Annotated in this window: 19 protein-coding genes and 9 pseudogenes; 12 read left to right on the forward strand and 16 right to left on the reverse strand. The window is 70.4% G+C overall.

Going from position 1 to position 22780, the window contains the following annotated elements; genetic code table 11:
* Positions 1 to 94: 94 nt before the first annotated feature.
* From ispH to DPM13_RS17250, 3 genes are read right to left on the reverse strand one after another with little or no spacing between them, the layout of a single operon-like run.
* On the reverse strand, positions 95 to 1045 hold the full coding sequence (gene ispH / locus DPM13_RS17240) for a 4-hydroxy-3-methylbut-2-enyl diphosphate reductase (protein ID WP_080622479.1): 951 nt from the start codon (positions 1043 to 1045) through the stop codon (positions 95 to 97).
* Positions 1046 to 1086: 41 nt separating this feature from the next.
* A complete protein-coding gene (locus tag DPM13_RS17245; RefSeq protein ID WP_112888489.1) occupies positions 1087 to 1644 on the reverse strand; it encodes an adenine phosphoribosyltransferase in 558 nt (185 codons plus the stop codon).
* Positions 1641 to 2237, reverse strand: a complete 597-nt coding sequence (locus DPM13_RS17250) for a flavin reductase family protein (RefSeq protein WP_112888490.1) — start codon at positions 2235 to 2237, stop codon at positions 1641 to 1643. Before DPM13_RS17250 ends, DPM13_RS17245 begins: the two co-directional genes overlap by 4 nt.
* 208 nt (positions 2238 to 2445) lie before the next feature.
* Here DPM13_RS17250 and DPM13_RS17255 point away from each other — a divergent pair, with 208 nt between their 5' ends.
* Positions 2446 to 2988, forward strand: coding sequence for a GNAT family N-acetyltransferase (locus tag DPM13_RS17255; protein WP_036763862.1), 543 nt, complete (start codon positions 2446 to 2448; stop codon positions 2986 to 2988).
* Here DPM13_RS17255 and DPM13_RS17260 read toward each other — a convergent pair.
* A complete protein-coding gene (locus DPM13_RS17260) occupies positions 2975 to 3433 on the reverse strand; it encodes an Ivy family c-type lysozyme inhibitor (protein ID WP_223252129.1) in 459 nt (152 codons plus the stop codon). The two genes, DPM13_RS17255 and DPM13_RS17260, sit on opposite strands and share 14 nt — an antisense overlap.
* A gap of 121 nt (positions 3434 to 3554) precedes the next feature.
* On the opposite strand from DPM13_RS17260, the gene DPM13_RS24125 reads away from it, so the two are divergent.
* Positions 3555 to 3956 (forward strand): hypothetical protein, encoded by a 402-nt coding sequence (locus DPM13_RS24125; protein ID WP_223252130.1) that lies wholly within the window; start codon positions 3555 to 3557, stop codon positions 3954 to 3956.
* 51 nt (positions 3957 to 4007) lie between these two features.
* Positions 4008 to 4382, forward strand: coding sequence for an EcsC family protein (locus DPM13_RS24130; RefSeq protein ID WP_223252131.1), 375 nt, complete (start codon positions 4008 to 4010; stop codon positions 4380 to 4382).
* Here the strand turns inward: DPM13_RS24130 and DPM13_RS17270 are convergent.
* Positions 4379 to 5913, reverse strand: a pseudogene (locus DPM13_RS17270) (AAA family ATPase). The gene DPM13_RS24130 and the pseudogene DPM13_RS17270 sit on opposite strands and share 4 nt — an antisense overlap.
* A 152-nt stretch (positions 5914 to 6065) precedes the next feature.
* Complete coding sequence (locus DPM13_RS17275; RefSeq protein WP_112888492.1) at positions 6066 to 6530, reverse strand: Lrp/AsnC family transcriptional regulator; 465 nt, start codon at positions 6528 to 6530, stop codon at positions 6066 to 6068.
* A 165-nt stretch (positions 6531 to 6695) separates the two neighbouring features.
* Here DPM13_RS17275 and DPM13_RS17280 point away from each other — a divergent pair, with 165 nt between their 5' ends.
* Positions 6696 to 7178: a LysE family translocator gene (locus DPM13_RS17280; protein WP_317616453.1), complete on the forward strand. Its 483-nt coding sequence runs from the start codon at positions 6696 to 6698 to the stop codon at positions 7176 to 7178.
* A 904-nt stretch (positions 7179 to 8082) separates the two neighbouring features.
* On the opposite strand, the pseudogene hemE reads toward DPM13_RS17280, so the two are convergent.
* Positions 8083 to 9105: pseudogene (gene hemE, locus DPM13_RS17290) on the reverse strand (uroporphyrinogen decarboxylase).
* A gap of 72 nt (positions 9106 to 9177) precedes the next feature.
* On the opposite strand from hemE, the gene hemC reads away from it, so the two are divergent.
* On the forward strand, positions 9178 to 10092 hold the full coding sequence (gene hemC, locus DPM13_RS17295; RefSeq protein ID WP_189654762.1) for a hydroxymethylbilane synthase: 915 nt from the start codon (positions 9178 to 9180) through the stop codon (positions 10090 to 10092).
* A gap of 164 nt (positions 10093 to 10256) precedes the next feature.
* On the opposite strand, the pseudogene DPM13_RS25405 reads toward hemC, so the two are convergent.
* The 5 genes and pseudogenes from DPM13_RS25405 to DPM13_RS17310 form a co-directional block, all read right to left on the reverse strand.
* Positions 10257 to 10502 (reverse strand): annotated as a pseudogene (locus DPM13_RS25405) (cobalamin biosynthesis protein); the annotation flags it as partial.
* The gene (locus DPM13_RS25410) at positions 10438 to 10854 is read right to left on the reverse strand and encodes a cobalamin biosynthesis protein (RefSeq protein ID WP_262983175.1); all 417 of its coding nucleotides are present in this window, start codon (positions 10852 to 10854) and stop codon (positions 10438 to 10440) included. The pseudogene DPM13_RS25405 and the gene DPM13_RS25410, both read right to left, overlap by 65 nt.
* A complete protein-coding gene (locus tag DPM13_RS24135; RefSeq protein ID WP_223252132.1) occupies positions 10815 to 11042 on the reverse strand; it encodes a cobalamin biosynthesis protein in 228 nt (75 codons plus the stop codon). The genes DPM13_RS25410 and DPM13_RS24135 overlap by 40 nt, the downstream gene beginning before the upstream one ends.
* Positions 11039 to 11569, reverse strand: a complete 531-nt coding sequence (locus tag DPM13_RS17305) for a histidine phosphatase family protein (protein ID WP_080622936.1) — start codon at positions 11567 to 11569, stop codon at positions 11039 to 11041. Before DPM13_RS17305 ends, DPM13_RS24135 begins: the two co-directional genes overlap by 4 nt.
* A 135-nt stretch (positions 11570 to 11704) precedes the next feature.
* Positions 11705 to 12316, reverse strand: a complete 612-nt coding sequence (locus tag DPM13_RS17310; RefSeq protein WP_112888493.1) for an OmpW/AlkL family protein — start codon at positions 12314 to 12316, stop codon at positions 11705 to 11707.
* 274 nt (positions 12317 to 12590) lie between these two features.
* On the opposite strand from DPM13_RS17310, the gene DPM13_RS24140 reads away from it, so the two are divergent.
* The 3 genes from DPM13_RS24140 to DPM13_RS17320 all read left to right on the forward strand — a co-directional run bounded on the left by DPM13_RS24140 (position 12591) and on the right by DPM13_RS17320 (position 14551).
* Positions 12591 to 12905 (forward strand): glutathione S-transferase N-terminal domain-containing protein, encoded by a 315-nt coding sequence (locus tag DPM13_RS24140; RefSeq protein ID WP_223252133.1) that lies wholly within the window; start codon positions 12591 to 12593, stop codon positions 12903 to 12905.
* Positions 12788 to 13201, forward strand: coding sequence for a hypothetical protein (locus DPM13_RS17315; RefSeq protein WP_223252664.1), 414 nt, complete (start codon positions 12788 to 12790; stop codon positions 13199 to 13201). The genes DPM13_RS24140 and DPM13_RS17315 overlap by 118 nt, the downstream gene beginning before the upstream one ends.
* 156 nt (positions 13202 to 13357) lie before the next feature.
* The gene (locus DPM13_RS17320) at positions 13358 to 14551 is read left to right on the forward strand and encodes an MFS transporter (RefSeq protein ID WP_112888494.1); all 1194 of its coding nucleotides are present in this window, start codon (positions 13358 to 13360) and stop codon (positions 14549 to 14551) included.
* On the opposite strand, the gene DPM13_RS17325 is transcribed toward DPM13_RS17320, so the two are convergent.
* On the reverse strand, positions 14513 to 15214 hold the full coding sequence (locus tag DPM13_RS17325) for a DUF599 domain-containing protein (RefSeq protein WP_080622489.1): 702 nt from the start codon (positions 15212 to 15214) through the stop codon (positions 14513 to 14515). The genes DPM13_RS17320 and DPM13_RS17325 overlap by 39 nt on opposite strands.
* 173 nt (positions 15215 to 15387) lie before the next feature.
* Between DPM13_RS17325 and DPM13_RS17330 the strand changes: the two are divergent.
* The 4 genes and pseudogenes from DPM13_RS17330 to DPM13_RS17350 all read left to right on the forward strand — a co-directional run.
* Positions 15388 to 16832: pseudogene (locus DPM13_RS17330) on the forward strand (FAD-linked oxidase C-terminal domain-containing protein).
* Positions 16822 to 17884: pseudogene (locus DPM13_RS17335) on the forward strand (FAD-binding protein). Before DPM13_RS17330 ends, DPM13_RS17335 begins: the two co-directional pseudogenes overlap by 11 nt.
* Positions 17854 to 19248, forward strand: coding sequence for a heterodisulfide reductase-related iron-sulfur binding cluster (locus tag DPM13_RS17345; protein ID WP_112888496.1), 1395 nt, complete (start codon positions 17854 to 17856; stop codon positions 19246 to 19248). Before DPM13_RS17335 ends, DPM13_RS17345 begins: the two are co-directional and overlap by 31 nt.
* A 187-nt stretch (positions 19249 to 19435) precedes the next feature.
* Positions 19436 to 19846 (forward strand): annotated as a pseudogene (locus DPM13_RS17350) (Hsp20 family protein); the annotation flags it as partial.
* Between the two features lie 153 nt (positions 19847 to 19999).
* Here the strand turns inward: DPM13_RS17350 and recR are convergent.
* The 3 pseudogenes from recR to DPM13_RS17365 all read right to left on the reverse strand — a co-directional run.
* Positions 20000 to 20575 (reverse strand): annotated as a pseudogene (recR, locus tag DPM13_RS17355) (recombination mediator RecR); the annotation flags it as partial.
* Positions 20576 to 20923: pseudogene (locus DPM13_RS27455) on the reverse strand (YbaB/EbfC family nucleoid-associated protein). It abuts the pseudogene before it with no gap.
* A 3-nt stretch (positions 20924 to 20926) separates the two neighbouring features.
* A pseudogene (locus tag DPM13_RS17365) lies at positions 20927 to 22688 on the reverse strand (DNA polymerase III subunit gamma/tau).
* Between the last annotated feature and the right edge of the window lie 92 nt (positions 22689 to 22780).

Consider the following 22780-nt stretch of genomic DNA (forward strand, 5'->3'; position numbering starts at 1 on the left):
AAACAGTGAAAGCCAGGGAAGGGGATGCGCCGGAGCCCATGGTTTTCACCGTTTCTGAAATGCCCAAGACCGGCGCCGATCGCGGGCGATGCGCTCAGGCCTCGCGCAGCACGCGGGGCACCTTGAACTCGACATTCTCGCGGGCGGTCTCGACCAGTTCGACGGTAACGTCGTAGCGGTCGCGAAAGGCGTCGATGACCTCGTTGACCAGGACTTCGGGGGCCGAGGCGCCCGCCGTCACGCCGACCGAGGCGATGCCCTGCATGGCGCGCCAGTCGATCTGGTCGGCGCGCATCACCAGTTGCGAATAGGCGCAGCCCGCCGCGCGGCCCACCTCGACCAGCCGGCGCGAATTCGAGCTGTTCGGCGCCCCGATCACCAGAAGCGCGTCGATCCGGCCGGCGATGGCCTTGACCGAGGCCTGGCGGTTGGTGGTGGCGTAGCAGATGTCTTCCTTGGCCGGGCCGACGATCATCGGAAAGCGCGCCTGCAGGGCCGCGACGATGGCCGCGGTGTCGTCGACCGACAGCGTGGTCTGGGTGATGAAGGCCAGCCGTTCGGGGTCGCGGGGCGCGATCCCCGCCACGTCCTCGACCGTCTCGACCAGCAGCACCTCGCCCTCGGGCAGCTGACCCATGGTGCCCAGCACTTCGGGGTGGCCGGCATGGCCGATCATCACCATCTGCAGGCCGGCGGCATGGTGGCGCTCGGCCTCGACATGGACCTTGCTGACCAGGGGGCAGGTGGCATCGACAAAGACCATCTCGCGCCGGCGCGCCTCGGCCGGGACGGATTTCGGCACGCCATGGGCCGAGAAGATCACCGGCCGGTCGTCGGGGCATTCGTCCAGTTCCTCGACGAAGACCGCACCCTTGTCGCGCAGGCTATCGACGACGAACTTGTTGTGCACGATCTCGTGCCGGACATAGACCGGGGCGCCCCATTTCTGCAGCGCCATTTCGACGATCTTGATGGCGCGGTCCACGCCCGCGCAAAAGCCGCGCGGGGCGGCAAGGTAAAGGGTCAGGGGCGGTTTGGGGTCCATGCGCCTTCACCTAGCGATCCGGGGGGCGGGCTGCAAGAACCTCAGGCCCCCTCGAAGGTGGTCAGGGCGTGCACCTCGTGGCCCAGGTCCTCGAGCAGGGCGCGCCCGCCAAGGTCCGGCAGCTCGATGACGAAGGCGCAGCCGATCACCTGCGCACCCAGGCGTTCGCACAGCCGGATGCCCGCCGCCGCCGTTCCGCCCGTCGCCAGCAGGTCGTCGACCACCAGCACCCGGTCGCCGGGCTTCAGCGCGTCCTGGTGGATCTCGACCACGGCTTCGCCGTATTCCAGCACATAGGCTTCGGACAGGACCGCGCCCGGCAGCTTGCCTTTCTTGCGGATCGGCACGAAGCCCACCGACAGCTGATGCGCCACCGCCCCGCCCAGGATGAAGCCCCGCGCCTCGAGCCCCACGACCTTGTCGATCCGCTCGCCCGCATAGGGGTTCAGCAGCTGGTCCACCGCCATGCGAAAGCCGCGCGCATCGGCAAACAGCGTCGTCACGTCGCGAAACAGGATGCCTTCGTGCGGGAAGTCCACGATGGTGCGGATATAGTCGCGCACGGTGCGGGTGTCGCGGACACGCTTTTCGCCGCTCATGCGGGGCGTTCCATCTGGAAGGTCTGGGTGGTGGCGGCGTAATCCTTGTGGCCCAGGCGCGACAGCCAGCCCGAAGGCGGGCGGAACACGCCGCTTTCCACGCAGTCGGGGCGCAGGTGGATGCCGGTCACGACGCCCAGAACCATCACGTTTGCCTCGCCGGCCAGGCGGATCACCCGGGTCATGCGGCATTCCAGAGAGGCGGCGGCGCCCGCCACGCGGGGACAGTCGATGGTCTCGCACTCGGCGGCCTCGATCCCGGCGTGCTGGAATTCGCTGACGCCGGCGGGCAGGGGGGCAGAGCTTGCGTTCACCTGCTCGCGCAGGGCGGCATCGGCGATATTGACGCAGAAGACCCGGCTTTCGGCGATCTGGGCCACGCTGTCCTTGGTTCCCGGCCGGTCCGGCTTGGCGCTGGTCGAGGCGAACATGACCTGCGGCGGCACATAGGCGGTCAGGTTGAAGAAGGAATAGGGCGCCAGGTTGTCGCCCAGGGTCCCGCGCGTCGAAATCCAGCCGATGGGCCGCGGCGCGACGATGGCGTTCAACGGGTTGTGGGGCAGGCGGTGGCCGGCCTCGGGTCGATAGAACATGGCGTCAGCCTCCGGTCGCATGGCCCGAAAGGTCTGCCTGCCCCCGCGCCGAAGGTCAAGCGCCGGGACGCGGGGCCGGGGGCCCGCCGCCCTCGGGACGAAAATCCGCCGCCCGGGTGGTTGCGATGTTTTCCCTGCCCGGCATGCGTGCTAGGGGATCGGCGCCCGCGTCCGATGCGGGTCAAAGCGCCGAACCTGGGATGGCCGGATGTACGCACTTCGCCTGGAACGCCCTGCCGATCATGCCGAGGTCGAGGCCCTTCTGGACCTGTGTTTCGCACCGGGGCGCACGGCGCTCAGCTCATACCGGCTGCGCGACGGGGTGCCGCCGATTCCCGGCCTGTGCCTGGTGCTGCGCGACCGGGCCGATGTCATGGTGGGCGCAATCCGGTTCTGGCCGGTTCGGGTCGGCGACCATCCGGTCCTGCTGCTGGGTCCCGTCGCCGTTCACCCGACCGCCCAGGGCGAGGGCTTGGGCGGGCTTTTGATCCGCGAGGGATTGTGGCGCGCCGAATCGCAGGGCTGGGTGCGGGTGATGCTGGTGGGCGACGAGCCCTATTACCGCCGCTTCGGATTTCGCAAGCTGGACCATGTCCAGATGCCCCCGCCCACCAACCCCGACCGGGTGCTGGGGCTGGCGCTTGCGCCCGATGCCTGGCAGGGGGTCGCGGGGCTGGTCCAGCGCGACACCGCCGATCACGAGGATGCGGGCCGCGCCTGGACCGCGCTTGGCGGCGCTAGTCGCAGTTGAACGCCTGCGGGTGGTTGTCCAGGCTGCCGGTCAGGGCGGCGTAAAGGATCGTGCGTCCGTCGATCGATTCCGCGCCGCCGCCGATGCCCAGCCAGGTCAGCCGCTCGACCGTGCCGTCGGTTTCGGACAGCACCCCGTGCATGGCCCCGTCCTTGGGGTCGTAAAGGACGGCGATGCGGTGGGCCGCGCAGTCATGCGCCTTGCAGGCGGTCATCACCAGCCACTCCTTGCCGTCGAAGGCCGCCGCGCGAGTCGCGCTTTCGACCAGCGACCCGTCCAGCCAGTCGGGCAGGGGCTGGCGCGCCGTCATCGCATCGAAGGCCGCGGCCAGGCCTGGGTCCTTCAGCGCGGCAGACAGGCGGGGCAGTTCGGGCGGGGCGTCCTGCGCCAGTGCCGCCCCTGCCAGCGTCAGGGCTGCAAGCGGGGCAAGAAGGGTCCTGTACATCATCAATCCTTTCAAGGCAGAGTCATGCCATCATGGCGGCCGACCCCGTGACAAGGAACCCCCCGCTTCCTATCTGGGTTTGATCACCAGGGCCCGATCGGCCCGCATCAGGAAAGGCCCCGTGTCCAGCACGATGACCGACCAAAGCCCAGTCCCCGCCCGCACGGCGATCCTGCCGCCGATCACCGACCCTACGGTTCACACCGAAATCGACCGGCTGGCCCGGCGCTATCTGAACGCGGGCGGCGTCGCGATGGAGTTGCTGAACGCCGTGGGGGGCAAGGCCGAGGGCCTGATCGAGCGGCTGCCGAAGCCCGTCCGCTCGCGCATGGATCGCATCACGCTTGCCGCGCTGAACCGCGCCTTCTCGGCGGCCTCGCGCTCGCGCGGGCTGCTCAGCGACCGGGGGGACTGGTTCAACCGGGCGCTCTCGACCGCCTCGGAACTGCGCAACGCTGCCAGCCAATGCCGGGGCGACGGTCTATTTCGGGGATGTCGAGATCCGCAACTGGGGCGTTGCTAGACAGGAGACGGTGACGACCTGCCCGGATGTTGACAGTCACCTAGAAGGGGCGTGCACATCTTCGCCTCGGCCGGTCCCCTGGCCGAGGACGAGGGGGCGGACCTTGGCCTGATCGCGGCGCGCATGACGATCACCGGCCAGACGGTGCAGACGCTGGTGGCCAAGGTCGCGCCCAAGCTTTCCGCCTCGCTGGCGCAGAAGCTCGCGGCGCAGGCGGTGCCGATCTTCGGCGCCCTGGCAGGGGCGACGATCAACTACAGCTTCACCCGCTATTACCAGGAAATCGCCCGGGTGCAGTTCGGGCTGATGCGGCTGTCCCAGGAAACCGGCGTCCCGCGCGAGGCGCTGGCCGAGGCGCTGATCCTGCGGCTGGAACAGTTGCGCCCCGGGTCGAGCCGGCGCAGCCCGCGCGGCGGCAAGCGCTAGCCTTCCTCGGCCTCGGGGGTCAGTTCCAGCGGGGCCGCGGGAATGTCCAGGTGGTCGATCCCCAGGGGCGCGGCGGGACGCGCAAGCCGCGCGCGGACGACCCAGAACAGCCGCTCCTGCGCCCGCGTGATCGCCACATAGGTCAGGCGCTTCCACAGCGGCACCCCCGCCTCGGTCCGGTTCGACCAGGCGGCTGCGCTGATGTCGGGGCCAAAGACCTGCACGTCGGGCCATTGGCTGCCCTGCGCCTTGTGGATGGTGACGGCGGCCCCATGCAGGAAGGTCGCGCCCATGCGCGCGGCAAAGGGGATGAAGGGTTCGTCGGCGTCCGGCATCTCGATCTTGACGATGCTGGCGGCGGACAGGCGCGGGTCCTCGGCGCCCACGACATGCAGCCGGGAAAAGCCGGGCTTGCGGCCGGGACCCAGATAGATCACCTGCGCCCCCTTGATCAGGCCCCGCGCCTCCAGGTCGATGCGCTTCTTGCGGTGCTTCAGCGGCAGTTCGATCCCGTCGCAGATCAGCGGCTCGCCCGGCAGCAGCGCGTCGCCGGGCGCGCCATAGACGGTGCGGAAGGCCTGGATCAGCTTGATCCGGGTGATGTTGCGCCAGACCAGCACCGGGCTTTGCGCCATCAGGTCGGACTCGACGCGCTCGGCCCAGACGACGCGCTCGTCGCGCCGCGCGGCCTCGGCCACCATGCGCTCGAAGGCCGGGAAATCCAACGCCGGGTCGGCCAGCGCATGGGCCAGGTCCAGGATCGGGCTGTCGGTGGTCTGGCGATTGATGCGGTCAAACCGTGATGAGGGGCCGTATGTGATCTCGGTCCGCTCGCCATCTCTCCGGACCGACGTCACGGTTCGGAACCCCGCCTTCGCCGAACAGGATCTTCCCCGAAGATCCTCCGATCAGAAGGTCAGTCAATCCGTCCCCATCGAGGCCTCGCCGAACAGGCCGAGTCCAGCCCGTGATCGCGCCGCTTCCAGCCCCGGATGAAATCCGAACCGCGCAAGCCCGCCGCCGCCAGCGCGCCGGGGATCGAGGCGTGCTGATCGTAGAAGGCCTTCGCGCGGTCCAGCGCGGCATCGGTCAGCCCCTCGATCACCCCTTCGACGGCGGGCCGGTCGCCGGCCCCGGTCAGCCAGTCGGCGATGCGCTCATAGTCGGGGTCGTAGACTGGGGTATAAAGGATGCGGTGGATCGTTGTTGCGGGCACCCCCCGCATCCGCAGCACGAAGGCCGCCTTGTTCGTCGGCGCAAGGATCGCGACCGTCCGCCGGTCCTTGCGCTTCTTGCCCTCATAATCGCCCGAGACGAGATCGACCCCCGCGGCCTTCAGCGCCTTCGTCAACTCGGCCAGCAGCAGCGTCTTGCCCGACCCGGCCTTGCCGATCACCGCCATGACCCGGCCCTTGCCGTCCTTGGCGGGCGCGACCTCCTCCGAGGCCAGGTCGATTCCGGTCTGGGCCAGGGCCTCGGCAATGGCGTCCCAGGCTTCGGCCTGGTCGGGGGAAAGGGCGGGCAGGGTCATGGCGCCTTGTTAGCCCGCCACGCGCAGCACCGAAAGTCCGTTCCGGTGGCTCGGCCGGATTCGGGTATTTGAAAAACGGTGAAAACCGGCCCTGGCTTTCACCGTTTTCCAAATACCCATGCCAGACGCGCGGCGGGACGGGGCGTCCGGGGTCAGGCGCGCTCATCCTTGGGCGAGCTCATCACCACATGCGTCGTGATGGTGGCGATCTGCGGAAAGGCGCCCAGGACTTCGGTGTGGAAGCGGCGATAGGATTCCAGGTCGCGCACCTCGACCCGCAGCAGATATTCGACCGAGCCGGTGATGTTGTGGCATTCCCGGACCTGAGGGGCGGCCAGGCAGGCGCGCTCGAAATCGGTCTGCGCCTCGTTCGAGTGGCGCGACAGGCCGACCGTGACATAGGCAGTAAAGCCCGCATCCCGCGTCGCGGGATGGATGACGGCCCGGTAGCCCATGATCGCACCGCGGCGTTCCAGATCCTGCACCCGGCGCAGGCAGGCCGAGGGCGACAGGCCGATCTGGGCCGCAAGCTGCTGATTCGGAATGCGTCCCTCACGCGACAGGATCTGCAATATCCGCGCAGAGATCGGGTCATTTTCGGGACCTGGTTGCGACATTTCCTGCCTCTGCGCCAAGATGGATCAGAAATTGCTTGCGAGTTCGCATATCATTGCACGCGCATGTGACATCAAGGGACTGACATGACGCAACACGTTCTTTGGGCCTTGGCGGCCTTTGCCTTCGTGACCTCGATCACGCCCGGGCCGAACAACCTGATGCTGATGGCATCGGGCGCGAACTTCGGGCTGCGGCGCACCCTGCCGCACATGTTCGGCGTCGCACTTGGGTTCGGGGCGATGGTCGTGGTCCTGGGGCTGGGGCTCGATCGGATCATCGCCCAGAGCCCGCTGCTCGCGCAAGCGTTGAAATGGGTGTCCCTGGCCTATGTGATCTGGCTCGCCGCCAGGATCGCGCGCTCGGGCGCGCCCGAGGTGGGCGGCCCGGCCAGGCGGCCCATGGGATTCCTGGCGGCCTGCGCCTTTCAATGGGTCAATCCGAAGGCCTGGATGATGGCGCTGGGGGCGCTGTCGGCCTATTCTGCGGGCGCTGGCGGGGTGGCGGGCGTCGCGCTGGTCTTTGTCCTGGTGAACCTGCCCTCGGTCGCGGTCTGGGCCGCGATGGGGCAGGGGCTGCAAGGCTTTCTGCAAAGCCCCGTGCGGCTGCGGGTGTTCAATCTGACGATGGCCGGGCTGCTGGTCCTGTGATGCTGCCGTCATCACCCATGGCGTATCACTCCTGTCGGGAGGTTCGGCAGGCTCACACACCCGCCACGATACGCCCCTGCCCAGGATCTGGCGCGGCGCCGCGCCCTCGCGGAAGACCCGGCCCGAGACCAGCTGCGCCATCACCACCTCGACCAGTGCCAGCGTGCGGACGTTGGCCGCCGCCGTCAGCGCAAATCCCATGAACCAGAAAAGCGAGGCGAAGGCCCCGAGTGCCCCCGCCCACAGCGAGGCGCGCCAGTGCCGGACAATGCCGTGCAGCGCCGCCCGGTCGGCAAGGCCAAGCCAGGCCAGCATCGCCACGCTCTGGATCGTCAGGCTGACCAGCAGCACCGTGGCCGCGCGGGTGACGAAGCCGCCCTGCGGCAGGGCCAGGATCGCCCCGCGAAAGCCGATGGCCGACAGGCCGAACAGCGCCCCCGCCGCGATGCCCAGCGCCGCGGGCCGCCAGCCGCCGTCGCGCCAGCTTGCCCCCGACATCAGGATCACGCCCGCCGTGGCCGTGGCGATGGCGGTCAGCCGGGCCGGGCCCAGCGGCTCGGCCAGAAGCAGCGCGCCGATCACCGCCAGCGTCACCGGCTCGGTCTTGAGAAGCGCGGTGGTCACGCCAAAGGCGCGGCTCCGCATCGTCACCAGCATCAGCGCGGTCGCCGCGATCTGCGCCAGGCTGCCCAAGGCGGCCCAGCCCAGCACCCGGGCATCCGGCATCGGCAGCGCAGCGGCCTGCGACCAGATCAGCAGGAACCCCGCCGCAAAGGGCAGGCCAAACAGAAAGCGCACGGCGGTGGCGCCCATGGTGCCGATCTCGGCCGTCAGCCCGCGCTGCGCCGCGTTCCGCGCGGTCTGGGCGGCCGCGGCGATCAGCGTGGCCAGGATCCACATGGCTCTAGCCGCGCACGGCCGCGATCATGCGGGCGACATTGTCGGGATTCGCGTCGGGCGTGATGCCATGGCCCAGGTTGAAGATATGCGGCCCCGCCGAAAAGGCGCGGACGATGCGCCGGGTCTCTTCCTCAAGCCGCGGGCCGCCTTGGACCAGCAGGGCGGGGTCCAGGTTGCCCTGCACGCAGCCGTCGCGCTGCACCTCGGCCGCCGCCCAGTCGGCGCTGACGGAATTGTCCAGCGCCACGCAATCGGCCCCGGTCGCGCGCGCAAAGCCCGCGTATCGCGCGCCCGCCTCGCGCGGGAAGGCGATGACGGGGATGCCCGGATGGCGGGATTTGAGCGCGGCGATGATCGTCCGGGCCGGGGCCACGGCGAAATCGTCGAAATCCGCGCCCTTGAGCGAGCCGGCCCAGCTGTCGAACAGCTTGATGACCTCGGCCCCCGCATCCACCTGGGCCGAGAGATATTCGATGGTCGCCTCGGTGATCCGTCCGATCAGGTCGGAGAATGCGGCGCGGTCCTCGGCCTTGAAGGCATGGGCCGGGCCCTGGTCGGGCGTGCCGCGACCAGCGATCATATAGGTCGCGACGGTCCAGGGCGCGCCGGCAAAGCCGATCAGCGTCGTTTCGCGCGGCAGGTCGCGCGCCAGGATGCGCAGGGTTTCATAGACCGGGGCCAGGGTGTCGTGGACCGCCCCGGCCGGCTTCAGCGCTGCGACCTCGGCCGCGCGGGTCACGTGGACACGCCGGCCCCTCTCGGTGGCAACGCCAGCCAGCTCCGACGCCTGGGCACGCTCGTCAGCCGCCGGCAAACAGGATCGGCCCGCGGAGTCTTAGCGTCGGATCGGCTGCAGCGTCACCTCGGCCGCCAGGTCCGGGGTATAGCACAGCGACAGGAAGTCGCCGGCCTGGGCGCGGGTCGCGCGATATTCGGGCAGATAGCGCCCCGCTTGCCGCATCATCCAGATCGGAGGCACGGGCAGCCGCTCGCCCTTCAGCGCGCGCAGGATGGTTTTCTGGGTCATGGTCACCTCTGGCCCCTTCATGGCGGGCGGGGGACCGTTGTCAAGGGCGCGGCCGGGCGTTAAGCGATGGTCATGACCCAGTTGCCCACCCCCACGAACCCCCTTCGCATCGGCACCCGCGGCTCGGCCCTGGCGCTGGCCCAGGCGCATGAGACACGCGACCGGCTGATGGCGGCGCATGGGCTGCCGGCCGAGGCGTTCCAGGTCGTGGTCATCAAGACGACCGGCGACCGCGTGCTGGACCGCCCGCTGAAGGAAATCGGCGGCAAGGGCCTGTTCACGCGTGAAATCGAGGAGGCGCTGGCCCAGGGCGCCATCGACATCGCCGTTCATTCCATGAAGGACATGCCGACCCTGCAACCCGAAGGGCTGCTGATCGACTGCTACCTGCCGCGCGAGGATGTGCGGGACGCCTTCGTGTCGCCGGGTCACGACAGCATTTCCCATCTGCCCCACGGCGCTGTCGTCGGTTCTTCCAGCTTGCGCCGGCGCGCGCAACTGGCCGCGCGCCGGCCCGATCTGCGGCTGGTGGAATTTCGCGGCAACGTCCAGACCCGGCTGAAGAAGCTGCAGGACGGCGTGGCCCAGGCGACCTTCCTGGCCATGGCGGGCCTGTCGCGGCTGGGCATGATCCATGTCGCGCGCGGTGCGATTTCCCCCGACGAGATGCTGCCCGCCGTGGCGCAGGGCTGCATCGGGGTCGAACGCCGCGCCGCCGATCTGGGCGTGGCCGAGATGCTGGCCGCCATCGCCGACCGCGATGCCGGCCTGCGCGTCACCGCCGAGCGCGCCTTCCTGACCCGGCTGGACGGGTCCTGCCAGACCCCCATCGCCGGCCTGGCCGAGATCCAGGGCGACCGGCTGCGCCTGCGCGGCGAAATCCTGCGCCCCGACGGCACCCAGGTGATCGCGGGCGAGCGCGTCGGCGCCTGGCCGAAGGCGCGGCCTGGGACCGACCTGGCCGCCGCGCGGATGGACCGCGGCTGACAAATACCTCCTGGCCCCGCCGTTCCCGCTCCCGAATGTAGTCCTTGATGATCGTATAGCCGCCGGTAAAGCCGCACCCCGCCAGCAAGTCGCGCGGGCCCGGGTCGCGGGCGGCGCCGTTCAGCCAAGGCTCGGCCGTCTCGACGCCGTGATAGCTGCGCCGGACTCGACAGGCGGACGTTCAGCGCGCCCGCCATGGCCGCCTCGGGCCAGCCGGCATTGGGCGAACGGTGCCGGCCCGCGTCGCGCCAGACGATCCGCGCCGCCCGACCGCCCGCCGGGGCCGAGGCCAGAAGCAGCAGCAGCGCCGTTCCAGTTCCTTGATCCGGTCCTTCTCCGCACTCGTCAGCCCGCCGCGCTCGCCCGATCAGCAGGTGGCGCGGGCTGCGATGGCCGATCAGGGAAGCCAGCGTCGGCGATCGCCTTGTAGGCGGCGATCCCCGGCAGGCCCGCGACCGCCGCCCAGACAAGCGGCGCCACCACGCCGTCCGAACTGTTCTCGGCCAGGCTTTCCAGCGCGGCGCGGGCGATGGGGGCGGGGCGCTCGGGCAGGTCGCGGCCGACGATCATCCCCGCGGCCGCGCGGGCCCCGGCCACGTCGCCTGCGGCCAGCGGACGCGCCACCGCCGCGACATGATCGTAAAGCGAGCGCGTCGCGACCAGCGGCCAGGCCAGCACGCCCAGGACCACCGGACCCAGCGGCCGCTCGATCAGGGCCGCCGTCAGCAGCAGCGCCGGCGCCACGGCCGTGGCCAGCACCACCGCGACCGCCAGCGCGCCGCGCAGGACGCGGTGCCCGCCCCGGTCCAGCGCCGGTCCAGCGCCGCGATCAGCCGGCCCAGCCAGGTCACGGGATGGCCGATGCGGCGAAACAGCGCCTCGGGCCAGCCGATCAGCGCATCCACAGCCAGCGCGACCAGCGCCACCGTAAGCGTCGCGGACGAGATCATGGCGCGACGCGGTTGACCGCCTCGACCGCCCATCCCCCGGCCGACCGGCTCAGGATGGTCAGCGACAGCGGCGCGACGGCAAATGACAGCGCGGCGGGTCCCACGGCCAGCGCCAGCGCCGCCCGGACCGTGCCCGCATGGGCGACGATCCCGACGGTGCCCAGGATCTCGGCCAGCGCGGGCTGCACCCGGGCGGCCATGTCCAGAAAGCTTTCGCCCCCGGGCGGGCGGTGGCGCGCCAGATCGGCGGGCGAAAGGGGCCCCAGGTCGGGCAGGCCCTCCGTCTCCCAAGCGCCCAGGTCCTGCTCCCACAGGGCGGGCACGGCGCGCGCCTCCAGCCCCATCGCCTCGCAGGTCTGCCGGCAGCGCAGCGCGGGACTGGACAGCAGCGGCATCCCCCGCAACTGGCCAGCCAGCCAGCCCAGCGCGGCGCGGTCGCTGCAATCGGCCGGCACGTCGCGGCGCCCGGCCAGCCCCGGCCTGGCCAGCGGCGCGTGCCGCGCGATCAGCAGTCGGGCCTCTTCCATGTCCATCCCCCGGGCTTGCGCGCCTGCATGGCCCGCCGCCGCGGCCCTGTCAACGCGCCGGCGGGACGCGCCACGGCAAAAGGGGCGCCCCTTGCGGGACGCCCCGTCCGGGTCGTGGTGGAAACCCGGACAGACCTAGAACTTCATCACATAACTGATCCCGACGACGACGGGATCCACCTCGACCTTGCCGATGTTGGTGCCGTTCAGCAGCACGTCGGCGTCGATGTCGATCCAGCGCAGGTCCGCGCGTACCGCGGCGCGATCGTTGATCCACCAGTCGGCGCCCAGATGCGCGGCAAGCCCCCAGCTGTTCTTGACCCGCAGATCCGACCCCGCCAGCGGACCCCGGGCGTCCGCGTCGTAGAACCCGGTGAAGTTCACGCCGACGCCGACGAAGGGCTTGAACTGCTCGGTCGCGTCAAAGTGGTACTGCAGCGAGACGACGGGTGGCAGATGCTTGACCGTGCCGATCTCGGTCCCCTCCGAGCGGATCGAATGCTTGAAGGGCAGGGCGCCCAGCACCTCGATGCCCAGGTTGTCACGGATGAAATACTCGAATGTGACGCTGGGCCGGGTGCTGTCGCCGATGTCGGTCGGAACGGTGCCGCCGGCCAGCGTGCCGTTGTCGGACTTGGGGTTCACATTGGCCAGCCCCAGGCCCAGCGTCCATTCGCCCTGCGATTGGGCCAGCGCGGGCGAGGCCAGCAGCGCCAGCGCGGCGACGGTCAGAAGATGGTGTTTCATGACTTCCCTCGTATCATTCTTGTGCCACGACCCAGACCGCTTTTGCCGCCCTTCCACCTTGATCTGCGTCAATAATCCCGCGCCGACCCGCGTACTGCGTCAATCTGGCGCAGCTTTACGCCGGGGCCGCGCCGTGAAAGGATGGGCTCCCGCCCCCAGTGCTTCTTTCTTGCCGAAATATCCCGCGGGGGTTCGGGGGCGCGAAGCCCCCGATGCACCGCTGCCTTTGTCGACTGCCTGCGCACCTTGGCGCGGCGCACGACGCTGACACTCATTGAAGCCCGCGCCGCTCTCGCGCAGCGACCGCGTCCTGTCGCGTGATCGGGAGTCTGCTGCCCCTACCGGCTCGAACTATCGCCTGACCGACGGCTCGACCCGGCGCCCGCCCTATGACGCGATCCATCCGGTCGGCCGCGCGCCCGCGCTGCGCGACGGCGACACCACGATCCACGAATCGGGCGCCATGACCGAATGGCTGTGCGAAACCCGCGCCCCCACCTGTGGCGCGCGCCGGGCGAGGCGGGGCGCCTGGGCTGGCTCGACTGGCTGCATTTCGGCGAAACCCTGTGCCAGCACGTGGCGAACCTGACCCAGCAGCACGTCTTCCTGCGCGAGCCCTCGCAGCGCTCGCCCCTGCTGATCCGGCTGGAGACGGCGCGCCTGTCGCGCGCCCTGGGCCTGGTCGAACGCACCGTGGCCGAGTCGGAATGGCTGCTCAGCGAGTTTTCGGGCGTGGATTGCCAGGTCGGCTATTCGGTCTGGAGCGCCGGGCCATCAGCGAGCTGTCAGCCCGCGCACCATCGCCGCCTATCGCGACACGTTCCGACTGCCCTGCTCAGCCTTTCAGCGCAGCCTGCCGGGACCCGAGGTGCGCGCGATCTATGACCGCGACTTCTACGACCCGCCCGAGGGTTGACGGACCAGGCTTGCATCCGACGCATGGCTGAACTTCGGAAAGCCCGCCTAGGCGACCGATGGTCGCATCTGATAGCGATAACCTGATTCCATCCCCCCAGATTCCCCCTGCCCGGAAGGTGACGCATGCCGCCCCAGCCGAATCTCAGACTGGCCATCCTTGCCCTTGGCTTGGGCGCCTTTGCCATCGGCACCTCGGAATTCGCCGCCATGGGCCTGCTGCCCTGGTATGCGGCGGACCTCGGCATCACCGACCCGCAGGCGGGCCATGTCGTCAGCGCCTATGCGCTGGGGGTCGTGGTCGGCGCGCCGATCACCTCGATCCTCGGCGCCCGGCTGCCGCGCCGGCGCTATCTGGCGGCGCTGATCGCCGCCTACGGGCTGATCAACCTGCTGGCGGCGCTGCTGCCGGGCTATGGCACGCTGGTCGGCATGCGCTTCCTGGCCGGCCTGCCGCATGGCGGCTTTCTGGGCGTGGCGATGCTGTTCGCTGCCGACGCCCTGCCGCGCGAACAGCGGGCGCGGGGGGTCACGCAGGTCCTGCTGGGCCTGACCATCGCCAATATCGCCGGCGTGCCCCTGCTGCGCCCTGGGCCTGGCCTGGGCTGGCGCTGGGGCTTTGCCCTGCCGGGGGTGCTGGCGCTGATCTCGGCCGTGCTGATCCTGCGGCTCGCGCCCCGCGTCGGCGCCGACCCCCATGCCCGCCCCCTGGCCGAGCTGCGGGCGCTGCGGAACCCGGCCGTCATCCTGACGCTGCTGGTCGGCGCCATCGGCTTCGGCGGGCTCTTCGCGGTCTATTCCTACCTCTCCGCCGCCATGCTCGCGACCACCCAGCCGCCGGTCTGGGCGGTCGCGGTCATGCTGTCGGCCTTCGGCGTCGGCGGCACGCTGGGCAGCATCATGGCCGCGCGGCTGACGATCCGGCTGGGCACCTTCGGCGCAGCGCTGGTCCTGATGCTGTTCATGGCGCTGACCCAGGCGCTGGCCGCGGCCGCCATCGGGGACTGGGCGCTGATGATCGGCTCGGCCTTCCTGCTGGGGCTGGGCTCGGGCATGGTGGTGCCCTTGCAGACCCGGCTGATGGATGTCGCGGGCGACGCGCAAAGCATGGCCGCCGCCATGAACCACGCTGCCTTCAACGCCGCCAATGCGCTGGGTCCGCTGCTGGCCGGGATGGCGCTGACCGCCGGATGGGGCTGGCGCTCGCTGGGCTATGTCGGCGTAGCCCTGTCGGCGGCGGGCATCCTGGCCCTGGGCGCCGCCTGGTGGCAGTCGCGCGCCTCAGGGCAGGCGCTGGAGAATTGCGCGACGCGAGCCTGACACGAACTCGCGCCGCAGCGTCACCGCAAGCACCGCCGTGGTCGAGGCCGCCAGCCACAGCGGCCCGGCCAGCCAGCCGATGGCCCCCAGCGCGAAATAGACGCAGCGCAGCCCCGAATTGAAGCTTTTTGCGGCGGTGATGTTGACCTCGGCCGCCTGGGCGGCGCGGGGCAGGGCATGCGGGTCCGTCACGTCGTTCGGGACCGCCCCCATCAGGATCGCGCAATAGCCGAACAGCCGGTGCGACCAGATGAAGCGCAGCAGCGCATTGGCGACAAAGAACAGCACCACCACGATCTTGATTTCCCACATCAGCACGGGAACGTGATCCAGGTCGAACTGCCGCGCGACGCCGGCCAACTGGTCGGTCTTGCCGATCAGCGCCAGCCCGCCGCCGATGGCAATCAGGCAGGCCGAGGCGAAGAACGCCGTCCCCTCGCGCAGCGTGGTCAGGATGTTGGCGTCAAAGATCCGGGGCGAGCGGGTGACGAACTGCCGCATCCATTCGCGGCGGTATTCCTTCATCAGGACCGAGACCGAGGGCCGGCCCCTGGGCGGATGCTCGACCAGCCAGCCCGAGCCGAGCCAGGCCAGGAAAAGCCACAGGACCGCCAGCACGTCGGCGGTGGTGAAGGGGCCGGGAATGACGCCGATGCTGTCCATGCCCCTTGTCTAGCCGCGGCCGCGGGCGGTTGCCAGCACCGCACGGGCGGGCTATCCAGATTGCAGCAGCTTGCACGCGGAGGAGGCACGATGGCAGCACCCCATGGAATGCGCGCCGCGCCCCGGAACCGCGCGGCAGCCTGTCCGGCCGTCCTGCGCAGGGGGGCGTTCTGATGCAGATGCCCCAGCCCGATGCCGGCGTGATCGCCCGCCGCGACGCCATCACCGCGCGCCTGCGCCAGGCCGTTCCCGGCGCGGTGATCGACGACCCCGCCGAAACCCGGGCCTATGAATGCGACGCGCTCTCGGCCTATCGCTGCCCGCCGCTGGCGGTGGTCCTGCCCGCGACCACGGCCGAGGTCGCGGCCGTTCTGCGCATCTGCCACGAGGAACGCGTGCCGGTGGTGCCGCGCGGGGCAGGGACAAGCCTCGCCGGCGGCTCGATGCCGACGGCGGATGCGGTCGTGGTCGGGCTCGCGCGCATGAATGCCGTGCTGGAAACCGACCTCGAAGACCGCTTCATTCGGGTGCAGGCGGGGCGCACGAATCTCTCCGTCTCGGGCGCGGTCGACGGGGCGGGGTTCTTCTATGCGCCCGACCCCTCCAGCCAGCTCGCCTGCGCCATCGGCGGCAACATCGGCATGAACTCGGGCGGGGCGCATTGCCTGAAATACGGCGTCACCACCAACAACCTGCTGGGCGTCACGCTGGTCACCATGCAGGGCGAGGTGGTCGAGCTGGGCGGCCCGATGGGCGAGGCGCCGGGCCTCGACCTCCTGGGCTCGTCTGCGGCTCGGAAGGCCAGCTCGGCATCGTGACCGAGGCCGTGCTGCGCATCCTGCCCAAGCCCGCCGGCGCGCGGCCGGTGCTGGTGGGCTTCGACGCCTCCGAAACCGCCGGGGCCTGCGTCGCCGCCATCATCCGCGCCGGCATCCTGCCCGTCGCCATCGAGTTCATGGACCGCCCCTGCATCCGCGCGACCGAGGCATTCGCCCACGCCGGCTATCCCGATTGCGAGGCGCTGCTGATCGTCGAGGTCGAGGGAACGCCCCCGGAAATCGACGAACAGCTGCGCCTGATCCGCGACATCGCCGAAGGCTTCGATCCCGTCGAGTTCCGCGAAAGCCGGTCCGAGGACGAATCGCGCCGCATCTGGCTGGGCCGCAAGTCGGCCTTCGGCGCGATGGGCCAGATCAACGACTACATGTGCCTGGACGGGACGATCCCGGTTTCCACCCTGCCGCAGGTGCTGGGCGGCATTGCCCGGCTCTCGGGCGAATACGGCCTGGACGTGGCGAACGTCTTTCACGCCGGCGACGGCAACATGCACCCGCTGATCCTCTACAACGCCAACACGCCAGGCGACCTCGAACGCTGCGAGGCGCTGGGAGCCGAGATCCTGAAGCTCTGCGTCGAGGTCGGCGGCTGCCTGACCGGCGAACACGGCGTCGGCGTCGAAAAGCGCGAGCTGATGACGACCCAGTTCAACGCCGGGGACATGGAGGCGCAGATGCGCGTCAAGGACGTGTTCGACCCGCACTGGCTGCTGAACGCGGCCAAGGTGTTCCCGCTGGCCGTCTCGGCCCCCCGGCGCGAGGCGATCCGCAATGCGGCCTGAAACCGAGGCCGAACTGGCCGACCTGGTCCGCGCCGCCTGCGCGCCGCTCTCGCCCCTGGGCGGCGGCACCCGCCTGCGGCCGGGCGAAGGGGCGGGCACGCGGCTCGACCTCTCGGCGCTGTCGGGCGTGGTGCTTTACGAACCCGCCGCCCTGACCCTGGTGGTCCGGGCCGGAACGCCCCTGGCCGAGGTGCAGGCGGTGCTGGCCGAGGAACGCCAGATGCTGGCCTTCGAACCCGATGCGCGCGACGGCTCGACCATCGGCGGGGTGGCCGCGGCCAATGCCTCGGGGCCGCGCCGGGTGCAGGCCGGGGCCTGCCGCGACGCCATGCTGGGCCTGCGCTTCGTCGACGGCACGGCCGAGATCGTCCGCAACGGCGGCCGGGTGATGAAGAACGTGACCGGCTATGACCTGGTCAAGCTGATGGCCGGGTCGCGCGGGCAACTGGGCGTGCTGACCGAGATCGCCTTCAAGACCGCGCCCATGCCGCCCTGCGCCCTGACGCTGGCGCTTCCCGACCTCGACGCGGCCGTGGCCGTGCCGGCGCTGACCGCCGCATTGACCGGGCCCTATGACATCTCGGGCGCGGCCTGGCGCCGGGGCAGGGCGCGCTGATCCGGCTGGAGGGGCTGGCCGGGTCCGTCGCGATCCGCCGCCAGGCGCTGGAACGGCGCCTGGCCCCCTTCGGCGCCGTGGCCGAGGGCGACCCGGCCTGTGGTCCCGCATGGTGCCGCGCGCGGCCCAGGGCGACCTGTGGCGCATCCTGTGCCGCCCGTCCGAGGCGCCGGCCCTGCTGGCCGCCCTGCCGCAACCCCTGGCGGTGGACTGGGGCGGCGCGCTGATCTGGGCCGCGCTTCCGGCGGGCCAGGCCCCGGTCCTGCCCGCCTGGTCCGGTCATGCCACCCGCGTGACCGGCTCCGCCCCCCTGACCCTGCCCGCGGCGAACCCGGTCGTCGCGCGGCTCAACGCCAGCCTCCGCGAGCGGTTCGATCCGCGCGGGATCCTTGCCAGCGACGGACCATGCAAACCCATTTTACAGATGAGCAGCTAAGGGATCCGCTGGTCGCACGGTCGAACAAGATCCTGCGTGCCTGCGTCCATTGCGGTTTCTGCACCGCGACCTCCCGACCCATCAGGCCTGGGCGACGAACTCGCAGCCCGCGCGGGCGATCTACCTGTCAAGGACAGCTGGAAAACGGCCGGGCGGCGGATGAAAAGACCGTCAAGCACCTGGACCGCTGCCTGTCCTGCCTGTCGTGCATGACGACCTGCCCCTCGGGCGTCGATTACATGCACCTGATCGACCATGCCCGCATCCATGTCGAACGCACCTATCGCCGCCCCTGGCGCGACCGCGCGCTGCGCTGGATGCTGGCGCGCGTGCTGCCCCATCAGGGCCGCTTCCGGCTGGCGCTGTGGGGGGCGCGAATCGCGCGGCCCTTCGCGCGGCTGATGCCCGACGCCCGGCTTCGGGCGATGCTGGACATGGCGCCCGCGCGCATCCCGCCCGCCAGCCCCAATGACCGCGGGCAGGTCCTTGCCCCGACCGGCCCGCGCCGGGCCCGGATCGCGCTGATGCCGGGCTGCGCGCAACGGGCGCTGAACACGGACATCAACGACGCGACCATCCGCCTGCTGCGCCGCGCAGGCTGCGAGGTCGTGATCCCCCGGAACTTCGGCTGCTGCGGCGCGCTGACCCACCACATGGGCCGCGAAGAGGACGCGCTCCACGCCGCCCGCGCCACGATCCGCGGCTTTCTGGACGCCGATGCCGATGCGCCGCTCGACGCCATCGTCATCAACACCTCGGGCTGCGGCACCACGATCAAGGATTACGGCAAGATCTTCGCGGGCGACCCGATGCAGGCCCAGGCCGAACGCGTGGCGCGCCTGGCCCGCGACGTGACCGAATTCCTCGAGGCGCATGGCCTGCCGCAGGCCCGCGACCCGGGCGCGCTCTCCGACGAGGAGCCGCATTTCCCCGACCGCGATCCCGCCGCCGCGCCCGCCGACGCCGCGGCCCCCGGCCTGCCGCACCTGACCCGGCGCGGCCAGGGCATGCGCGTCGCCTATCACTCCGCCTGTTCGCTGCAGCATGGGCAGCAGATCCGCTCCGCCCCCAAGACGCTGCTCGCGGCGGCGGGCTTCCAGGTCGTCGAACCGGAAAACCCGCATCTCTGCTGCGGCTCGGCCGGAACCTACAACCTGCTTCAGCCGGACCTGTCGGGCGAACTCAAGCGCCGCAAGGTCGCCACGCTCGAGGCGACCGGGCCGCAGGTGATCGCCGCGGGCAACATCGGCTGCATGATGCAGATCGGCTCGGGCACCGGGGTGCCGGTGGTCCATACGGCCGAACTGCTGGATTGGGCGACGGGCGGCCCGTGCCCACGCGCCCTGGCTTCGGCGGGACGCTGAGCCTTCGGACTTTCACTGTTTTCCAAATACTCATGCGGCCCCGGCCACAGGCGGGGCGGCGGGATCTTGACAGGCAGCGCCGCCATTCCCATCTGGTTTTTCGTCGGAAGGCCCAAGGGCGCCGACGACCTGCCCGCCCGCATCAATGGGGGGCAAGCCTTTGTATCGCTTGGAAGAGGATGCGAACATGCGTAATTTCGACCTGACCCCGCTCTACCGTGCCTCGATCGGCTTCGACCGCATGGCCGATGTGATGGACCGCGCGCTTTCCGCCGACGTGGCCAGCTACCCGCCCTACAACATCGAAAAGACCGGCGAGGATGCCTATCGCATCTCGATCGCCGTGGCCGGCTTCGGTGCCGAGGACCTGTCCGTCGAAGTCAAGGACGGCGCGGTGATCGTCTCGGGCAAGAAGACGGCCGAGGACGAGGGCCGGACCTTCCTGCACCGCGGCATCGCGACCCGCGCCTTCGAGCGCCGCTTCACCCTGGCCGATCACGTCCGCGTCCAAGGCGCGAGCCATGAGGACGGGATGCTGAACATCGACCTGGTGCGCGAGATCCCCGAGGCGCTGAAGCCCCGCCGGATCGAGATCGCCAAGCAGGTGAAGGCCGTCGTCGCGGCACGCGGCGACGGGGTTCGCCATCGGCTGGGGCTCTGCCCCGGGGAGATCGCACGCAAATCTCGGAAGCGAAGCGGAAGAGTTTGCATAAGTGCGCCCTTGTCCTTCACAGGCCTGCGGGTGCGCGCGGGCGGGATTGATGGAGCCGTCGTCGAGATAGTCGAGCTCGCCCCCGATGGGCACGCCCTGGGCCAGGCCGGTGATGGCGACGCCGCTGGGCTCGAGCGCCTCGGCGATGTAATGCGCGGTCGTCTGCCCCTCGACCGTGGCCGAAAGGGCAAGGATCACCTCGGTGATGTTTTCCTCGGCGATGCGCTCGATCAGTTGCGGGATGCGCAGGTCCTCGGGGCCGACCTCGTCGAGGGCCGAGAGGCTGCCCCCCAGGACGTGGTAGCGGCCGCGAAAGGCGCGGCCCCGCTCCATCGCCCAGAGGTCGGCCACATCCGTCACGACGCAGATCTCGCCGGTGGCGCGGCCTGGGTCCTCGCAGATCGGGCAGATGTCGGATTGCGTGACATTGCCGCAGACCAGGCATTCGCGGGCGTTTTCGGCGACGCTGGCCATCAGGCTGGCCAGTTGCGCCATCTGGCCCGCGCGCTTGCGGACCAGCTGCAGGACGATCCGGCGCGCCGATCGGGGCCCGAGGCCCGGCAGGCGCGCCATGGCGGCGATCAGGGTCGCGATCTCGTCGCCGCCCGAGCTCATTCAGAACGGCATCTTCATGTCGGCGGGAAGGCCCAGTTCGCGGGTCAGGCGGGCCATTTCCTCGGCCGCCTTGTCCTGGGCGCGGCGCTGCGCATCCTTGATCGCGGCCAGGATCAGGTCCTCGACCACCTCCTTGCCTGCTCGCGTGAGACGATTGGGCCGAAAATTGTCCACCTCTCTCAAGTTCCTTGGCCGTGGCCGGGCCTTGACCAGGAATGAGCGATGCCCGCCGGGACCGTGCAGGCGGGTCAGCCCCTCCTGCATCATCGGCCATCACTGGTCTGCATCTGCGTGGGAACGGCCCCTCATCTTCGACAGATCGCCCATGTCGCCCAATCCCTTGAACATCGTCTATTCCTCGTCCTCGAAGGGGTCCCATTCCTCGACCTCGGCCACCGGGCCTTCGGTCAGCTCATGGGGGGATGTATCCTCGCCCACGGGCTTTTCAACCGCGACCGGGACCGGAGCCGGGCGGATTTTCGTGATCCTGGCGCCCGGGAAGGCGGCAAAGATCGCCTGCACGGTCGGGTTCTCCATCGCCCGCGCCCGCGCCTCGGCCTCGCGCGCGGCGCGCTGCTCGCTGATCGTGGGCGCCCCCGGCTCCGAGACGACGACCACGGCCCAGCGCTGCCCGCCGGTCCAGCCGCGCAGCCGTTCGGCCAGCCGCTGGGCAAAGTCGCGCGGCGCGGTCTCGGTCGGGTTGAACTCGATCCGGCCGGGCGCATACTGGACCAGGCGCAGGTGATTGGCCAGCAGCGCTTCAGGTCGCGCATGCGGCGGATCAGGGCGATCACTGCCTCGAAGTCGGGCAAAGCCGCCAGCGCATCGGGCGAGACCGCGATGGCCGCAGCAGCGCCGCGGGCCGGACCGCCACGGGGGCGCGGGGCGCCGCGGCGCGCGGGGCATCGCTGCGGGTCGCAGGCGCGGCCGAGCGGTTGAATTCGCCCGCCGCCGCGCTGGCCTGGACCTTGCGGATCAGCGCCTCGGGGTCGGGCAGGTCGGCCACATGGGTCAGCCGGATGATCGCCATCTCGGCGGCCATCATCGCATTCGGGGCCTGGCCCACCTCCTCCAGCGCCTTCAGCAGCATCTGCCACAGCCGGGTCAGGGCGCGCATCGGCAGCTTCTCGGCCATCGCCGCGCCCCGCGCGCGTTCGTCGGGGCCGACGGTCGGGTCCTCGATCGCCTCGGGGGTGATCTTGACGATGCTGACCCAATGCGTGATCTCGGCCAGGTCGCGCAGCACCGCCATCGGGTCGGCCCCGTCGGCATATTGCGCCTGGAGTTCCGCCAGCGCCTCGGCCGCCGCGCCGCGCAGGATCATGTCGAACAGATCCAGCACCCGGCCGCGATCCGCCAGCCCCAGCATGGCGCGGACCTGGGGCGCCGTCGTCTCGCCCGCGCCGTGGCTGATCGCCTGGTCCAGCAGGCTGGTCGCGTCGCGCGCGCTGCCCTCGGCCGCGCGGGTGATCAGCGCCAGCGCATCGTCGGTGATCTGGGCGCTTTCGCGGCTGGCGATGCGGCGCAGCAGGTCGATCATCACCTCGGGCTCGATCCGGCGCAGGTCGAAGCGCTGGCAGCGCGACAGCACCGTCACCGGCACCTTGCGGATTTCCGTGGTGGCGAAGATGAACTTCACATGCGGCGGCGGCTCCTCCAGCGTCTTCAGCAGCGCGTTGAAGGCGCTGGTCGACAGCATGTGCACTTCGTCGATGATATAGATCTTGTAGCGGGCCGAGGCCGCCCGATAGTGAACCGATTCAATGATCTCGCGGATGTCGTTCACGCCGGTGCGGGACGCGGCGTCCATCTCCATCACGTCGACGTGGCGGCCTTCGCTGATCGCCACGCAATGCTCGCAGACCCCGCAGGGCTCGGTCGTGGGGCCGCCCTGGCCGTCGGGGCCGACGCAGTTCAGGCCCTTGGCGATGATGCGCGCCGTGGTGGTCTTTCCGGTGCCCCGGATGCCGGTCATGATGAAGGCCTGCGCGATCCGGTCGGCCGCGAAGGCGTTCTTCAGCGTGCGCACCATCGCGTCCTGGCCGACCAGGTCGGCAAAGGTCTCGGGCCGGTATTTCCGCGCCAGGACTTGATAGGTGTGTTCTTCGCTCATCCGTCGGCCTTTCGTGACGGCGCAGCTTAGCCGGGCGGCGCGGGGGCGGCAACCGGGCCCGCGCGGTCACGAAAGGGTGAACGGTGCGGCGC

Source organism: Paracoccus mutanolyticus (assembly GCF_003285265.1).
Taxonomy (GTDB): domain Bacteria; phylum Pseudomonadota; class Alphaproteobacteria; order Rhodobacterales; family Rhodobacteraceae; genus Paracoccus; species Paracoccus yeei.

What these genes read in the sequence shown, in the direction of transcription:
- ispH (WP_080622479.1), bottom strand. Translation starts at nt 1,045, where the DNA reads ATGGACCCCAAACCGCCCCTGACCCTTTACCTTGCCGCCCCGCGCGGC.
- DPM13_RS17280 (WP_317616453.1), top strand. Translation starts at nt 6,696, where the DNA reads ATGGCATCGGGCGCGAACTTCGGGCTGCGGCGCACCCTGCCGCACATG.
- DPM13_RS17275 (WP_112888492.1), bottom strand. Translation starts at nt 6,530, where the DNA reads ATGTCGCAACCAGGTCCCGAAAATGACCCGATCTCTGCGCGGATATTG.
- DPM13_RS17320 (WP_112888494.1), top strand. Translation starts at nt 13,358, where the DNA reads ATGCCGCCCCAGCCGAATCTCAGACTGGCCATCCTTGCCCTTGGCTTG.
- hemC (WP_189654762.1), top strand. Translation starts at nt 9,178, where the DNA reads ATGACCCAGTTGCCCACCCCCACGAACCCCCTTCGCATCGGCACCCGC.
- DPM13_RS24135 (WP_223252132.1), bottom strand. Translation starts at nt 11,042, where the DNA reads ATGATCTCGTCCGCGACGCTTACGGTGGCGCTGGTCGCGCTGGCTGTG.
- DPM13_RS17250 (WP_112888490.1), bottom strand. Translation starts at nt 2,237, where the DNA reads ATGTTCTATCGACCCGAGGCCGGCCACCGCCTGCCCCACAACCCGTTG.
- DPM13_RS17305 (WP_080622936.1), bottom strand. Translation starts at nt 11,569, where the DNA reads ATGGAAGAGGCCCGACTGCTGATCGCGCGGCACGCGCCGCTGGCCAGG.
- DPM13_RS17310 (WP_112888493.1), bottom strand. Translation starts at nt 12,316, where the DNA reads ATGAAACACCATCTTCTGACCGTCGCCGCGCTGGCGCTGCTGGCCTCG.
- DPM13_RS17245 (WP_112888489.1), bottom strand. Translation starts at nt 1,644, where the DNA reads ATGAGCGGCGAAAAGCGTGTCCGCGACACCCGCACCGTGCGCGACTAT.
- DPM13_RS17260 (WP_223252129.1), bottom strand. Translation starts at nt 3,433, where the DNA reads ATGTACAGGACCCTTCTTGCCCCGCTTGCAGCCCTGACGCTGGCAGGG.
- DPM13_RS17325 (WP_080622489.1), bottom strand. Translation starts at nt 15,214, where the DNA reads ATGGACAGCATCGGCGTCATTCCCGGCCCCTTCACCACCGCCGACGTG.
- DPM13_RS17255 (WP_036763862.1), top strand. Translation starts at nt 2,446, where the DNA reads ATGTACGCACTTCGCCTGGAACGCCCTGCCGATCATGCCGAGGTCGAG.
- DPM13_RS17315 (WP_223252664.1), top strand. Translation starts at nt 12,788, where the DNA reads ATGGCTGTGCGAAACCCGCGCCCCCACCTGTGGCGCGCGCCGGGCGAG.
- DPM13_RS17345 (WP_112888496.1), top strand. Translation starts at nt 17,854, where the DNA reads ATGCAAACCCATTTTACAGATGAGCAGCTAAGGGATCCGCTGGTCGCA.